Source organism: Mucilaginibacter frigoritolerans, from assembly GCF_007830615.1.
Lineage (GTDB): Bacteria > Bacteroidota > Bacteroidia > Sphingobacteriales > Sphingobacteriaceae > Mucilaginibacter > Mucilaginibacter frigoritolerans.
On the sequence record NZ_VLLI01000003.1, the window covers coordinates 357,412 to 374,122 of the forward strand.

The window sequence follows — 16,711 nt, forward strand, 5'->3', positions numbered from 1 at the left end:
AATTAGGTTTCTACGAAAGATTTTTTTAAGACTCTAAACATAACTATTTTTTATAATTCTGTCATAAATTTTTAATTAATTAACCTACTGTGTGTTTTCATTTTCTTAAACGATAATGGCTTTCTGTTTTATTTATCGGCAACTGTTATGTACATTGCATGGTAAACCTTTATATACCAATTATAAAAATGAAAAAAAATTCTGTTATGGCCTGGGCCATGGTAGTGGCCCTTGGTGGCTTTTTATTTGGTTTTGACACCGCAGTTATATCCGGTGCCGAAAAATCCATACAACAGTTCTGGCACCTATCAGTATTCGAGCATGGGCTTACTATCTCCATTGCACTTATCGGTACCGTCATCGGCTCATTACTGAGTTCAAGGCCATCTGATTACTTCGGCAGAAAAAACACTTTATATTTTGTAGCTATTGCTTATTTCATATCATCCATAGGCACTTCACTGGCCGACAACTGGTATATTTTTTTAATCTTCAGGTTTGTTGGTGGCCTGGGTGTGGGCACTTCGTCCGTAACCGCGCCTATTTACATTTCTGAGATTTCGCCCGCAGGGCGTCGTGGCACATTGGTTGGTTTATTTCAGTTTAACATTGTTTTGGGGATACTGATCTCCTACCTGTCTAACTATTTAATTACTCAATTTGGCGAAGCCTCCTGGCGATGGATGTTAGGTGTACAGGCTTTTCCTGCTGCATTATTCCTGGTGCTGATTTATTTTATACCCGAAAGTCCCCGCTGGCTTATTCTTAAAAAAGGTCAAATCAACCAGGCTTTGGCTATACTACAAATCATCAATCCATTAAACAGCAATGAAGAGCTTAAAGCCATTCAAAATTCAAAGCTGGAAAATACCGAAGGCAATGCCGATAATTTATTTTCGGGGCAATACAAGAAGCCCATTATATTGGCAATGCTGTTTGCATTTTTTAATCAGGTATCTGGCATTAACGCTATTATTTATTATGCGCCCCGTATTTTTGAAATGGCCGGGCTTGGCGCACACTCTTCCCTGTTATCAACAGTAGGCATCGGCTTAATTAATTTTATTTTCACCTTGCTGGCCATTAACATTATTGATAAAGTTGGCCGCAAGCTTTTAATGATGATTGGCTCCTTTGGGTTAATAGCATCGCTATTTTTGGTGGCATATACCTTTTACGCTAAAAACTTTAGCGGCTACGCTGTGCCGGTTTATATGATGATCTTTATTGCATTCTTCGCCTTTTCGCAAGGCGCCGTTATATGGGTATTTATATCCGAGATTTTCCCTAACCAGGTACGTGCCAAGGGACAAACCTTAGGCAGTTCTACCCATTGGATAATGGCCGCTCTGATCGCTTTTAGTTTCCCGTTTTTTGCAGAAAAGCTGGGTGGAGCTATCACTTTTTCCTTTTTTGGATCGATGATGGTGCTGCAACTCATTTTTGTGTGGAAATGGATGCCCGAAACAAAAGGAAAATCGCTCGAGCAAATTGAATCGAACATAATTATGCATTAATTATTAGCTTTTAATAGTCAATTTTACAATACCATCAAAAAAATTTAATTAATTAATCACAATTTTAAGTTTGGTTGTTTAAGATATAAAATTGCATATTCGTGCTGCCTTTTTTAATTAATGTGCACTTAAGTCTGACTTAATGATAGAAGCTGTTATTTCGGGTATTGGATTTGGATTAGTGCTCACGTTTTTGACCGGCCCGGTATTTTTCGCATTGATAAAAACCAGTATTGACAAGGGATTTCAAGCAGGCGTAGCCCTGGCATTGGGAGTAGTTTGCAGCGACATGGTATTTGTTGGCGCCATATTATTTGGTTCACAATATTTTGATGTTACCGCTAAGGATAAAATATACGCAGGCGTTGTAGGTAGTATTATTTTATTTGTAATAGGTATTTACTACATGTTTAAAAAAGCGCAAACAAGCTATAATACTACCGTACCCGTACCTACCAGGCTGCATAAAGCCGGGTATTTTTTTAAAGGATTTTTGATGTGTATCTTTAATCCTACCATACTTTTCCATTGGACCATTGTTATTGGCGCTGCCAGTACCGTATACCACCAGGGCGTACACAACCGGTCGGCCAAAATTGCCGTTATGTTTTTAACGGTATTAATTGTTCAGTTTGGATTAGATACCACCAAGGCTTTTTATGCCGATAAACTGCGCGATAAAATCTCTGTAAAATTCATCCACCGTTTAAATGAAGTTGCCGGTATTGCCTTAATTATTGCATCACTGGTATTACTGGATAAACTGGTAACACATTTTGTATTCTCGGCACCTTCGTCTTAGTCTTAAGCTCTTAGTTTGGTGTCTTAAGTCTTACTTGCATTTTTTATAAAAGGAAAAAGTCTTAAGCTTGATTGGGAAATGATTGATTTCATCTCACAAACAGACTTAAGACTTCGAACTGTAGACTAAAGACTAATAATTACATATAACCTCTCTGGTTCTTTCCTTCCATCCAGTTTACAAAGGCGCGGTTAACAACTTTGTTGCCTCCTGGTGTTGGGTAGTTGCCGCTAAAGTACCAGTCGCCCAAATGACCTGGACAAGCCACGTGCAGGTTATCCAGTGTTTGGTAAATCACTTCAACTTTAGCTTTGATATTTGGAGGGGTGATGATCTTTGCAATACGATCAGATATTTCCTGATCAGTAAATGGCTCATAAATAGCCTGCACATAGTTAACTACTTCTTCTTTTGGTAATGAAGAGCTGTCTTTACATTGCTGGTAAACCTTAAGAATCACATCCTCTTTTCCGGCATCTTTTAACAGGCTGATAGCTGCTTCAAAAGCCACAAACTCACCCATACGAGACATATCGATACCATAACAATCCGGATAACGGATTTGAGGAGCCGATGAAACTACCACAATTCTTTTAGGACCAAGCCTGTCAAGAATTTTCAGGATACTTTGCTTTAATGTAGTACCACGAACAATAGAATCATCCAACACTACCAAAGTATCTGTTCCTTTGTTTATCAAACCATAAGTGGTATCATAAACGTGTGCCACCATTTCGCTGCGGTCAGCATCCTGGGTAATGAAGGTGCGTAGCTTAACATCCTTAATAGCAATTTTCTCCACCCTAGGAGCCATGCAAAGCACTTCTGTTAATTCCTCTTCACTTATCTTATCTTCGCGGTTCAGTAACCTGTCGCGCTGGTATTTTTTAATGTATTTGTGCACCCCCTCAACCATGCCATAAAAAGCAACTTCTGCCGTATTGGGGATATAGGAGAACACTGTATTTTTCACATCGTGATCAACGGTATTCAATATCTGCTCGCATAATAAACGGCCCAATTGCTTACGCTCACGGTAAATAGAAGCATCACTGCCGCGCGAAAAATAGATGCGCTCAAATGAGCATGCCTTCTTTTCAACCGGCTCGCTGAACATATCTTCGCTGATGCGTCCGTTCTTTTTAACAATAAGGGCATGGCCCGGTTTTATCTCGCGGATATCTTCAATTGGTACATTGAAGGCGGTTTGAATAGCAGGACGTTCTGATGCCGCCACAACTATCTCATCATTATAATAATAAAAAGCTGGACGTATGCCTACCGGATCGCGCATTACAAAAGCATCTCCATGACCCAAAATACCGGCTATGGTATAACCACCATCCCAGTTTTTGGCCGATTTACGGAGAATTTTAGCCACGTCCATATCATTGGCAATCAATTTACTGATCTCAATGTTATCATCCAGGCCTTCGCGTTTGTATTGATCAAACAGGCCCTGGTTTTCGGTATCAATAAAGTGGCCTATTTTCTCCAGTACAGTAACCGTATCCGCTTTTTCTTTTGGGTGCTGACCAAGATCGTATAACTGTTGTAGTAACTCATCAACATTAGTCATGTTAAAGTTACCGGCAATTACCAGGTTACGGGTCATCCAGTTGTTTTGCCTTAAAAATGGGTGGCAATTTTCAATACTGTTTTTACCGTGTGTACCGTAGCGCAAATGGCCCAGTAAAACCTCACCTGCAAAACTCACGTTTGCTTTCAGCCATTCGGCATCGTTCATTTTTTCGGGAGTTTCCTTCTGGATATCGGCAAACTTTTTCTGGATATACTCAAATATATCAGCCACGGCATTGGAAGCCATGGACCGGTGCCTGCTTATATAGCGTTTACCGGGTTCAATATCCAGTTTAATGGTAGCAACACCTGCGCCATCCTGGCCGCGGTTGTGTTGTTTCTCCATTAAAAGGTAAAGTTTGTTAAGTCCGTACAGTGCTGTTCCGTACTTTTTTTGATAGTAAGAAAGTGGTTTTAACAGGCGAATGAACGCCACACCACACTCATGTTTTATCTGATCACTCATGACTGGTAATGAGCCGCAAAGGTATAATTTAAATGTTAAAACTTTGAATTAACAATGTCATAAAAATGCATTAATCTGCAACATTAATTTAACAGCAATTTCACTTACTTAAGCAGCTGATTTTGAAAATTTTAAGCATAAACAATACTTATTAAGTAACGATTAAGATAGACGGCAAGGTATAAGATGCTTCAATTAGTTTAATTTCTACATTTACTAAAACAACCAATTATCTCACATCATCAACATGAAGAAATTATTTTTTTTCTCACTTTTAATTTGTGCCGCATGGATCAACTGCACCCTTGCGCAGGATGGTAAACCCTTGTTTACCCATGCCATAGGCGTGCAGGCTTATACCTATCGTAACAGCTTCCCAAATGGTGTAGCAGCAGTGCTTGATAGTGTTAAAGCACTGGGTATAACCGAAATGGAAGGCCCTAATCCTAAAAACATCAGTCCCGAAGAATTTAAAAAAATGTTGGATGATCGCGGTATCAGCATGCCATCTATCGGTATTGATTATAATGCTATTGTGAAAGATCCTGAAGCTGCTATAAAACTGGCTAAAGTATTCGGCTCCAAATTTATTATGGTGGCCTGGATACCGCATGGCAAAACCTTTACTATTGATGATGCTAAAAAAGCAGTGACTGATTTTAACCGTGTTGGTAAAATTCTGAAAGAAAACGATATCACCTTTTGCTACCACGACCATGGTTACGAGTTTGGCCCTTACGGGGATGGGACTTTGTTTGATTATATTGTTCAAAACACCAATCCTAAATATGTATCCTTCGAGATGGATTTAATGTGGACCTTCCATGGTGGCGCCAACCCGGCTCAATTGTTATATAAATATAAGGGACGCTGGAAAATGGTGCATCTTAAAGATATCAGAAAAGGCATTGATAATGATTTAACCGGTGGCACCAATACCCATAATGATGTTGCCGTAGGCACAGGGCAGCTTAACTATCCTGAAATAATAAAAGCAGCCAAAGCAGTAAACATAAAACATTATTTTATTGAAGACGAAAGCCCGGATCACGCTATACAAATACCCGTTACTATTGCTTATTTGAGAGGTTTGAAAAAATAGATTTTTTTAACCTGCGTAGCTTAAAAAAAGAAAGCCTGACGGTGAATACTGTCAGGCCTATCATAATATAGGTTTATAATTGGTTTAGAATTCCGTTTTGATTGTTTTAAAACCAGGATACAAATCACTGCCCCGTTTTAAAATTTTGATGAAATTAGAACAAAAAAGTATATAAAAAAAATATTTTTTGTTATTTTTTTTAAACAATGGGGTAGTTTATCAACCATTTTTAATACTGCAATATTAAAGCAAGCTAAAAACTTATCAAAAACACCAAAAACTATATTTTTTTTATATAAAATTATCACATTTATTCCTTTTTTATTCCATTTTTTATCATTTTAAATACTTTTTAAAATATTTAAAAAAGCCTCAACACAGCAAAATATTTTTCAATTATTTAGTAAAACCTACCAATTGATGAAGCTTTACAGGCTCATATACATGTCCTGCTTTAATTACCAGTGTTACATTACGGATAGCCCTTATGTTATTTAACGGATCGCCATCAACAATTATTAAATCGGCCTGCTTGCCTGTTTCAATTGATCCGCTTTGCTTATCAACCTTCATTACCCGGGCTGGTGTTATTGTAGCAGTTTGAATAGCCTGCATAGGCGTTAAACCTGCATCAACATAAAGCTCCAATTCACGATCGAGGCTATACCCTGGGAAGCCCTGATCGGTACCGGCTACAATAGTTACATCATTATCATAAAGTACTTTTAATATTTTAAGCAAACTTTGGTACATCAGTCTGAATTTAGCTGCACGGGTCGGATCCATCCCAGTATCTTTAAACAAGGCCTGTAAAGGTAATGGCAGCGTATAAAATGCAGGTTCCATAGTTGTAATATCGTCCTTGGTTGAGCGAAACTCCATCTCAAAAACACCAACCGTAGGGTCAATCACCACATGATGATCTTTTATAAATTTAATCGCTGCTACACTTATTGAATCGTTAAAATCAATAGACCTGTCTTTATTCCGTTTCATGATGGAGTAAACATAGGTGATGTGATTAACCATGTTCATACCGGAGTCAACCCCTTGCTGTAAAGTCATACCTTCGGGAATGTGCCCGGTTACGGTTAGGTTTAGCCGGTGCGCCTCATCGCAAATAGCCTTTACAATTGCCGGTTTAACAGAGCTGTATATCTTAATCTGTACAAATCCGTTTTCTTTATAACGATCAACCGCTTTTATAGCTTCTTCTTTAGTATCAGCCTGAATAACACCCAGTCCATACGGGCCCTTACCATCAATAATACCAGCCTTTAATATTAGCGGACCAATCCCTTTACCATCATCAATGGCTTTTTTTACGGCATTTATGTATTCAAACTCGTTACCGCAATCGCGCACGGTAGTAACACCTGCTGCAAGGTACGCCGGCCCCCATTCGGCCTGTTCAAAGTGGGCATGCATATCCCACAAACCCGGTAGTATGGTTTTGCCTTTAGTATCAATAATTTTTGCACCCTTTGGTATAGTCACTCCGCCTACTTTACCAACCTGGGTTATCACCCCATTTTCTTCCAGCACTACGGCATCGGGTATTGTTTTCTGATTAACCACGTCAACCAGGGTGCCACCAACAATAGCAATTACCTTATCACCGGCTGTTTGTGTCGGTACGGCACTGGTAAACAAACGCATGCTATAACCTGCAGCCCTCGCAATTAACTCGGGCAACAGGCTTTCGTATTGTTCGCTCATCATTTCCAGCTTATCTGCTTCAGCATCATTGGTTATCAGGCATATTAAATTACCTGCTTTATCTGTCCAAACCAATTCATTGCCCCAAATTAATCCGCTAATGGTATACCTATCCAGCAAAAGAGGCTTGCCGTTAAAGCTTAACTCATCCTCCCCATCCTTTTTTATCTGTACAGCACCCACTGGCAATATTTTTATACTGGTCGGGTTATGGTGTTTTTTCCAAAACTGCAGCAATACCTGCTGTGCGGTACCGGGTGCATAACCTGCAATAGGAAAAGTTAAAGCGTCAATATTTTTGGTGAAGGTAGAGTCATCCACTTTTATAGATGCACTGTTTCCCTTTATGGTAATACTATCATTTATGGTGGCTGAACGTGCAACCCGTCCATTAAGGAATAATGACAATGGCTGTAATGCCGGAGTAAGGCTCAATTCCGTTTTTAAAGGAACCGGCGACCCACGGTCAGTAAACTTAAAATCGACCGAATAGGTTATCTTATCTTTACTTTTAGTAAGATGATAGGTTTCTTTACCGATGTTCTTTTCAAATTTATGCAGCAAAAAAACACCGCTATCAGCGGTCAGGTTTTGTGCACCGGCATTTAGCACTAATCCCGCTGAGCTTAAAAGCAATAATAATCTCTTCATAAGGCTGGTTTATAATGCAATATATTAATTTTTAGAAAAGAATATTGAGTAGGATGAAAAATTAGTGGCGGAGCGTGGACTTCTCCCACAAAAAAGACCCGGATATAAATACCCGGGCCTACATAGTAAAAGAAAAACTGAAACTGACTATTAACTATAACTTTTCACCATGCTGACTTATGTCAAGGCCTATAATTTCTTCTTCTTTTGATACGCGCAATGGCGATATCATATCAGTGATTTTTAATAATAATAATGATCCAAAAAAGGCAAATATGGATACGCCCACAAGGGCAATACATTGCACAAAAAACAAATGCGTTTGGCCAAAAAACAAACCATTACCGGTGGTATTGCCTGCGTTTACGTTCTGGCTTGCAAAAACACCTGTCAATAACATTCCAACCATACCGCCAACGCCGTGGCATGGAAATACATCAAGCGTATCATCAATTGAGGTACGGGTGCGCCATTCTACTACCAGGTTACTTACTACGGCCGAGATGATCCCTATAGCCAATGAGTGCGGCACAGAAACGTAACCCGCAGCCGGTGTAATGGCTACAAGGCCCACTACGGCGCCAATACAGGTACCCATTGCTGATGGTTTTTTACCCAAAAGCATATCAAAAAATATCCAGGTTAAACCTGCCGCTGCTGATGCTGTGGTGCTGGTTGCCAGCGCGGTAACCGCCAGATGGTTGGCACCAAAGGCCGAGCCTGCGTTAAAACCAAACCAGCCGAACCATAAAAGTCCGGTACCTATCATTACATAAGTGATGCGTGCAGGTGAATGATTAGGCTCGTTTCTTCTTTTCAAATATAATGCCGACGCCAACGCTGCCCAGCCTGCCGACATGTGCACTACCGTGCCCCCCGCAAAATCAAGCACACCCAATTTATTCAGGATGCCATCGGGATGCCAGGTTGAATGTGCCAGCGGCGAGAATATGAAGATGGAAAAAAGGACCAGAAATATAATGTAAGAGTTAAAGCGGATACGCTCGGCAAATGCGCCGGTTATAAGCGCCGGGGTAATAATGGCAAACTTTAACTGGTACATGGCAAATAATAGCAAAGGAATAGTTGGTGCCAGTTTCCAGGTAGCATTACCCAGCATCCCTTTCATCATAAAATAGGTAGACGGATTGCCAATAATACCATGAAAACTTTCGCCGAAGGCCAGGCTAAAACCAAAGATGCCCCATATTACGGTAATGATAACCATACATACTATACTTTGCAGCATGGTTGAGATCACGTTTTTTTTGTTAACCATCCCTCCGTAGAAAAAGGCTAGTCCGGGTGTCATGATCAAAACCAGCGCGGTCGACATTAGCATCCAGGCAATATCACCCGTATCAAAATGAGGATTACCGGCATTATGGAGCTCAACCGATGGAAAAAGGAAGGTTAAAGCTAAAACAACTAAAATTAAAAAGAATGGAAAATAGCGCTTCATCGCAAATTCAGGCCTATAAATTTATAACGGGCTGAAATTATGATAAAAAGTATATAAAAACGAAATAAATATTAATTTTTATTGAAAAAGATATGAAAATACAGATTTATAACACTTTAAGTATAAAATCAGGGAAAATACCTAACAAAACAATTAAAAAACACACAAATACACACAAAACAAGTACATTATATGATTTTATAGGCGATATTGAACTAATTTCAGTCCTTTTTAAGAACAAATTCAGTGGAATTTTAATATAGTAAAACAATGATACCACCGTGGTAAGAGCCCCTGTAATTAACAATAACAGCAACATTATATCATGACTTTGCTGGTAAATACCATATACTGAAGAGAAAACAAACAACTTGCCCGTAAAGCCTGCTGATATCGGAATCCCCGTTAATGAAATTAAAATAATCACAAAACAAACAGATGCTATTGGATATTTATGTCCCATTCCTTTGTAACCTTCCAGGTTTTCGGTGCCTATTACGTTGTTAAAATAAGTAGCCAATGCCAGGGCAGCAATATTAGCAATGCCATAAACAGCCAGGTAATAAGTCAACGATGAAAATGCGATAGTATTAAATACAATAATTGCCATTAAGGCAAAGCCCGTATGCCCTATGCTGGAGTAAGCCAGCATTCGTTTAACATTATTTTGCATTACCGCGGCAAAGTTACCGGCTATCATGGTGATAATGCTGATTACAGACAGTATCAGCCTGAAATCAAAAGCATGCCATTGCTGGTAATTAATAAAAGGGGTTAAAAAGTTAATGAGCAAGGCAAATGCAGCAATTTTTGGTAGGGTTGATAGCCAGGCCGTAACCGGGGTTGGCGCACCTTCATACACATCGGGCACCCAAAAATGGATGGGCACGAATGATAGTTTGAAACCTATACCAATTAATACCAACACCAGGCCAAAGCAGGCAGCTTCCTCATTTACATGAGATAAGCCTGCAACCAGGTTGCCTGTAAACAAATTAAGTGTACCGGTAAAGGCATATAAAAGCGATATGCCATACAGCATTATTGCTGATGCTGCCGCGCCGAACAGCACATATTTTAAACCAGCCTCGGTACTGAATGCATTTTCGGACCGGTAAGCTACCATGAGGTACGAGGCTATAGAAACCATTTCGATGGCTACGTATATGGATAGCAGGTTTACCGCCATAATCATTAAATGCAGTCCGAATATGGAACCGATAGTTATGGTGTACAGATCTGATAATCCTTTTGGATGAGCACTTAGCTTATCATCCCAGCTTAAATAAAGCAGCAGTATAAATGCCAGAATATCAACAATCAGCTTAAAACTGATACCGGTGCGGGTAAGCAGCAACATATCGCCAAAAAAGAAATGACCATTAGCCAAACCACCGATGGTTAACAGTTGAATTTGCTGATAATCTCGCTGTATCACTAATAAAATGCCTGCACAGGCAACTATTCGGCAAAGGTTTTGGGAGCTTTTGCCAAAAAGCAAATCTGTTACCATTACCACAATAAACAAAACAGCCAAATAAAATTCGGGCAAAAAAAACGGGATGCTGCCCAAAACATTGGTGATTGAAGCGGATAAAAATGGTAACAGATTATGCATTTTATTATTGAACTATTACAGTTTGATTTTTAGGGTATTTAACCTGATATTTTAATTCTAGTTTTTTATCGTCGGATGGTTTCAGCGTTAAGTTCCATGAAACCTTGCCGGTTGTTTGATCTGATTTACCGCCGGAAACATCCTGTGTCTCTACCTCTATAGATGAATTTTGCGAAACCGGCACCTGATCTTCCACCAATAAATTTACAGGTTGATTTTTGCGGTTCTTTACCTCAATCAACCAGTCTTTTGTTTCTTTTTTGTTTGAGCCGAAGCTTTGCTTTTCGGTGAGATCTTTTAAAGAAGTGCGGGTAACAACAATATTTTTATCGATGCCCAATGATAAATTCAGCGTATCGGTTGTAGCACTGGTGTTTAATAATGATTTACCAATAAAAGTACCTTCAAAAAACAGGTTTGCCTCGCCAGACAGGAAATTATATTTATTCCAGTCGGTAAGCCTTGCTGACAAAAATACATCTGTACTTAATTTAGGCGCTACGGCATATTGGTAAGTTGCATCTAAATCCAGCTGGTTAATCTCTACAGTATATTGTTTCCCGTCACTAGGCACTGAATATGGGTCCTTTATGTTAAATTCTATATTGGTTTGGTTTTCAATTTGATTTACTTCGACAGGATTGCTGGCAATTCCCCTTATCAAAACCCTTGAAGCTGCACCAGGTGCACCGCCAACAACCACCCCTGCAACTTTACCAGTCAAACCATTTAAATAACTTGGGCTAACACTATCAGCCGAATAACCAAGCTCTTTAGCTTTACGGTTAACCCCTAGTGCACCCGTAACCACCACTTCGCCTAACTGTCTTGTACTCGCATTGAGCCTTGCATTAATATAACCTGAGGTAACCGGATATTCCATCTTGTCGTAACCAACAAAAGATACTTCTATAGTTTGTGCTCCTGATGGTACCTCCACTGAGAAATTTCCGTTAGTGGCACTCACTGTTCCAATGGTTGTTCCTTTTACCCTTATAGATGCCCCGGGAAGTGGCAGACCATCATCACCAGAGGTTACTATACCACTAACTTTGGTAACCGTATTGGAGGTATTATTACCATAATACATCCCAAAATTCAGGTAATAGGGATTTAATTCAGGCTTGTTGCCGCTAACTGTTGGGTTACCTGTTGATAAGGTAAGCTTAATATTTTTCCAGTCCTCACCACTTTGCTGTGATACGTTTGCCTTGTATGATATACTCACCGGGCTATTTACGTCTTTGGCCCTGATATCATAAGTAGGATACCAACTGGCATCATGCACAACATAATTTAATGTAAACTCCGACTGTGTGGTCACTTTAGATGATATAGTTACCCGGATGTTGCTGGTTGCTGTACTGCTGCCTTTAAGTATGTCGGCTATCTGTTTATCGTATTTTTGAAGATCTGCATTCAGCAACGCAATTTCGTCGCTTATTCCGTGTTGCTTATTTTTAAGTTCAATTAGACGCGCTGTTTGAAAGTCAAGGGCCTGCTTTAATTTGATCACATCAAGACTTGCATTTTCACCGGTAACTACCTGATTTTTTACAAGCATACTTTCCTCTTCCTGATAAACAGATAAAAGGCTGTTTTGCAGGTTGATTTTGTACGTAAGTGCTTTTTGTTGCGCCTTTAAATCTTCTACCTGCTTTTGCTTCACCTGTTCATCAAGGTAATTTATTTCGTTCTTAACAGAAAGGATAGTAAAATCGCCATTGGCATGTACCTGTATGCTTTGCACATCAATTCCCGGAGAAATCCCCCAAAAAACCAATTCAGATGTGCCTGCATTTACATTTACCATTGCTGTACGCGTTACCTGTGCGCCATTTAAAAACACTATCACTTTTTGAACTTTTGAAGCAATCTTCTGATCGCCTTCTGCTTTGGTTACCGCCGCCATCATCATCAGGCAGGCAACCATTAATAATTTTCTACGCATCATCTTTTGGTTATTAAGTAAATGATTCAATTAACTCCGGTTCCTTTTATCTGAACCGTTTAACCAAAAGATGCGTAGAGAGCTGCTTTTCCATAAAGCAGAAAAAAATTTATTTTAAGTGCATAAACTGCACCAATGCCAATACCGAATCATTGATCTTATCAAATACCAGCGATGGCATAATACCCAAAACTAAAGCAATTATTGCCAATGGCGCCAAAGCTATTTTTTCGCGCAGGTTGAGGTCCGTTAAGGCTATGCGCCAAACAGAACCGCCTTTTAAGTTCAACCGGCCAAAAAACATGCGTTGCAGCGTCCACAAAAAATAGGCAGCTCCCAATAATATACCCAGCGAGCCACAAACGGCCATCCAATAAGGTAAAAGACCATTTACCGATGGCGATTTAAAGGCTCCCACCAGCGAAAAAGCTTCGGCAATAAATGCTGAGAAGCCCGGCAAACCTAATGATGCAAAAAAAGCTATCATCACAAACACCGTATATTTAGGCATAATGGTGGCCAATCCCCTGAAGTGATTGATACCTCTGTCGTGCACGCGGTTGTAAACCACACCCACCAAAAAGAACAGCATGGTTGATAAAAACCCGTGACTAACCATTTGCATTACTGCTCCGCTGATACCTTCGGTAGTAAATGAAGCTATCCCGAGCAAAACAAAACCCATATGAGATACAGATGAGTAAGCGATCAGTCGTTTTAAATCTTTTTGGGCGAGGGCATTTAAGGCACCATATAAAATAGATATGATCCCCAATAATCCCAGCCAGTACGCATTAGCCGAAGCTATATCAGGGAAGATGCTTACACATACCCGGATAATACCGTAACCGCCTACCTTTAACAATATACCCGCAAGGATGATAGATACCGGCGTTGGAGCCTCCACGTGTGCATCAGGCAGCCAGGTGTGTAATGGCACCACAGGTACCTTTATGGCGAAGGCAATAAACAGGATGATAAATCCTACCGTACGTGCCTGTATACCAAATAAGGTTTGATGACTTAAAATCGAAAATACCGATCCCTGCTCATAATTTGCAGGATTCATCATCTGGATGATATTAAAAGTATGATTACCTGTTACCGGATCTTTTACAGATAAGTAAAGGCCGATCATCACCAGTAACATAAATACCGAACCGAACAGCGTGTACAGGAAAAATTTGATAGCTGCATACTCCCGCCTTGCACCGCCCCACATCCCGATGAGGAAATACAGCGGTAACAACATCAACTCATAAAAAATATAGAACAGGAAGAAATCCAATGAGCAGAATACGCCGATAACAGCCATATCCAATATTAAAAATAATACAAAAAAGCCTTTTAAATTACTGGTGATTTCCCATGAGGCCAGGGCCGCAATTACCATCACCACCGAACTCATTAGTAACAGGGTAACCGAAATACCATCAATCCCCACAAAATAATCAATCTGCATTTTACCCATGGTACCCAGGTCAAGGTTTATCCAGGGGAGTTTTTGCATAAACTGAAACTGCCCTTCGTGATTAATACCACCAAAAGCTGCGCCCGACTTAAAGTTACAATAGATCCAGATGCCCATACCCAATTGAACCAGTGTAGCCAGCAGGGTAATATATTTAAAACTGCCACGCCATTTTGATGGCATTAGCGCAATGATTAATCCGAACAGGATGGGCGTAAATATGAGTAGGGTCAGGATATTCATTTGGCAGAATCAAATAACAATTTTCAAAATAAACAAAGCCAGTATAATTACCAGCATACTAAATAAATAATATTGCACCTTACCCGCCTGAAACACACGGAAAAAGCTGCTTATTATCCGCACAATTTCAACCAGCAAATGTAAAAAGCCATCAACAATATAGCGATCTGTCCAGGCAGAAAGTTTTGCCAGGGTAAGGCCCGCCTTTGCAAGCAAATTAACAAATCCATCAATCACACGCCTGTCAAACCAAAAAGCAAACCGGCTTAAAACCAAAACAGGCTTAACAATTATTTGGTTATAAATAGCATCAAAATACCAGGCATTGAACGACAAATTGAACAATACCCCTTTTTGCGGAAATGGATTGGCTTTACGTTTTACATACACCGCATAAGCCGCATACATCACCAATACGCTTAAAATATTTACCCCGATGGGTACAAGCGAATGGTAAACGTTTTCGCGCTCCAGGCCGCCGTTAGCAGCAAATCCTTTAAAGATCCAGGCTTGTTCGTATAAAAACGGGTTGATGGAGAATAATGAGAACACACAGCCGATAACTAAAAATGCCAGGGGCAATTTATACTGCCAGTTGCCATCGCTTAAATGAAGCTTAATGCCGGGTTTTATGTGTAGTAGTCTTAATTCACCAAAAAACACCTTTACAATAAGGCGGGTAACATAAAATGCGGTTAGCCAGGTGGTAAGCAAAGCAACAATGGGTACCAGTTTAAAAACGCCGCTGCGGCCATCGGTCCATTGAAATGATTGGATCAGGATGCTGTCTTTAGATAGAAAACCCGATGTAAACGGCAAGCCTATTAAAGCCAGGCCGCCAATTATGGCCACAATAAAGGTAAAGGGCAGCTTTTTACGCAACCCGCCCATGTTATTAATATTTTGTGGGTCGATGTCGAGCTGGTTGTCTTCCTTAATGTGTTGCATCTGGTGGATAACAATACCGGCAACCAAAAACAACAGGCATTTAAAAAAAGCATGTGTTACCAAATGGAACAATGACGAGGTGTAAGCCCCAATACCCATTGCCATTACCATGTATCCCAATTGAGATATGGTAGAATAGGCCAGGATCCGTTTCAAATCGGTCTGCGTAAGTGCGATGCTGGCCGCCATAAAAGCCGTAAAGCAACCTATAACAGCCAGTATGGTAAGTTCAGTATCGTTAAACAGCGGATAAACCCTTGCCAGCAAAAACACGCCCGCAGCCACCATAGTTGCCGCATGGATCAATGCTGATACAGATGTTGGCCCCTCCATAGCATCGGGCAGCCAGGTATGCAGCGGAAACTGTGCAGACTTTGCCGCAACGGCTAAAAATATCCCAGCAAAGGCAATGTACTGCCAGATAATCGGTAGGGCAGTATTACCCGAGTTGGCAAATAGTATCCACGAGGATGAATAAGTCGTCGCGTGTCCAGTTAATATAACTTTAGCTGTTATTGTTGTGGATTTGCTTACGAGATTCCCAGCACCGAAAAGCTTTTCGATGTCAAACGTGTGAAACATGGTAAACAGGATAATAATGGCTGTTAACAAACCTATGTCCCCTATCCTATTCATGATGAAGGCTTTTTTGTTGGCCTGTACAGCTTTATCACGCGTAAACCAAAAACCAACAAGGAGGTAAGATGAAAAGCCTACCAACTCCCAAAATGCGTAGAACAATACCAGGTTATCAGCCACTACCAAAGCCAGCATGCTGAAGCAAAACAAACTCAAATAGGCGAAATAACGGTTGAGGTTACCATCATGCTTCATATAGGCGGTTGAGTAAATATGCACCGGCAAAGCTATAACCGGCACCAATAACAGCATCAACGCCGAAAGGTTATTTAACAAAACGCCTGCATAAACAACGGTGTTACTAATGGTAAACCAAATAACCTGCTGATGCACCACATGGCCGGTATTCCAAACCTTTGCAAATACCGATACCGATAAAACCGCACTGAATAATATAGCCACAGTAGAAATCCACCCTGCAAGTTTGCTTTTTCTGCCGGGTAACAAAAAATTAAATACAAAGGCAAGCAATGGCAGCAATACCGCCGTTAGCGCGAATTTGATGGTTAAGGTATCTATGGCTTGTAAAAAATTATTCAAG

10 protein-coding genes are annotated in these 16,711 nt (G+C 40.2%); 3 read left to right on the forward strand and 7 right to left on the reverse strand.

Translation table 11 applies throughout. The features are described 5' to 3' along the window. Nucleotides 1-188: 188 nt before the first annotated feature. On the forward strand, nucleotides 189-1,517 hold the full coding sequence (locus tag JN11_RS07325; RefSeq protein WP_144911177.1) for a sugar porter family MFS transporter: 1,329 nt from the start codon (nucleotides 189-191) through the stop codon (nucleotides 1,515-1,517). A gap of 142 nt (nucleotides 1,518-1,659) precedes the next feature. Next, nucleotides 1,660-2,319 carry a LysE family translocator gene (locus JN11_RS07330; RefSeq protein ID WP_144911179.1) on the forward strand — a complete coding sequence of 220 codons (660 nt, stop codon included), beginning with the start codon at nucleotides 1,660-1,662 and terminating at the stop codon, nucleotides 2,317-2,319. A gap of 139 nt (nucleotides 2,320-2,458) precedes the next feature. Here the strand turns inward: JN11_RS07330 and JN11_RS07335 are convergent, their stop codons facing one another. After that, on the reverse strand, nucleotides 2,459-4,366 hold the full coding sequence (locus tag JN11_RS07335) for an amidophosphoribosyltransferase (protein ID WP_144911181.1): 1,908 nt from the start codon (nucleotides 4,364-4,366) through the stop codon (nucleotides 2,459-2,461). Between the two features lie 247 nt (nucleotides 4,367-4,613). On the opposite strand from JN11_RS07335, the gene JN11_RS07340 reads away from it, so the two are divergent. Beyond that, nucleotides 4,614-5,468: a sugar phosphate isomerase/epimerase family protein gene (locus JN11_RS07340; protein ID WP_144911183.1), complete on the forward strand. Its 855-nt coding sequence runs from the start codon at nucleotides 4,614-4,616 to the stop codon at nucleotides 5,466-5,468. Nucleotides 5,469-5,864: 396 nt separating this feature from the next. Here the strand turns inward: JN11_RS07340 and JN11_RS07345 are convergent, their stop codons facing one another. From JN11_RS07345 to nuoL, 6 genes are all read right to left on the reverse strand, one after another. Further along, on the reverse strand, nucleotides 5,865-7,838 hold the full coding sequence (locus JN11_RS07345) for an amidohydrolase family protein (RefSeq protein ID WP_144911184.1): 1,974 nt from the start codon (nucleotides 7,836-7,838) through the stop codon (nucleotides 5,865-5,867). Nucleotides 7,839-7,992: 154 nt separating this feature from the next. Next, nucleotides 7,993-9,300: an ammonium transporter gene (locus tag JN11_RS07350; protein ID WP_144911186.1), complete on the reverse strand. Its 1,308-nt coding sequence runs from the start codon at nucleotides 9,298-9,300 to the stop codon at nucleotides 7,993-7,995. A gap of 106 nt (nucleotides 9,301-9,406) precedes the next feature. After that, complete coding sequence (locus JN11_RS07355) at nucleotides 9,407-10,918, reverse strand: NADH-quinone oxidoreductase subunit N (protein ID WP_144911188.1); 1,512 nt, start codon at nucleotides 10,916-10,918, stop codon at nucleotides 9,407-9,409. A 4-nt stretch (nucleotides 10,919-10,922) separates the two neighbouring features. Beyond that, on the reverse strand, nucleotides 10,923-12,872 hold the full coding sequence (locus JN11_RS07360; RefSeq protein WP_144911190.1) for a DUF4139 domain-containing protein: 1,950 nt from the start codon (nucleotides 12,870-12,872) through the stop codon (nucleotides 10,923-10,925). A gap of 106 nt (nucleotides 12,873-12,978) precedes the next feature. Further along, on the reverse strand, nucleotides 12,979-14,583 hold the full coding sequence (locus tag JN11_RS07365; RefSeq protein WP_144911192.1) for a complex I subunit 4 family protein: 1,605 nt from the start codon (nucleotides 14,581-14,583) through the stop codon (nucleotides 12,979-12,981). A 9-nt stretch (nucleotides 14,584-14,592) separates the two neighbouring features. Then, the gene (gene nuoL / locus JN11_RS07370) at nucleotides 14,593-16,710 is read right to left on the reverse strand and encodes an NADH-quinone oxidoreductase subunit L (protein ID WP_170227710.1); all 2,118 of its coding nucleotides are present in this window, start codon (nucleotides 16,708-16,710) and stop codon (nucleotides 14,593-14,595) included. Nucleotide 16,711 lies beyond the last annotated feature (1 nt).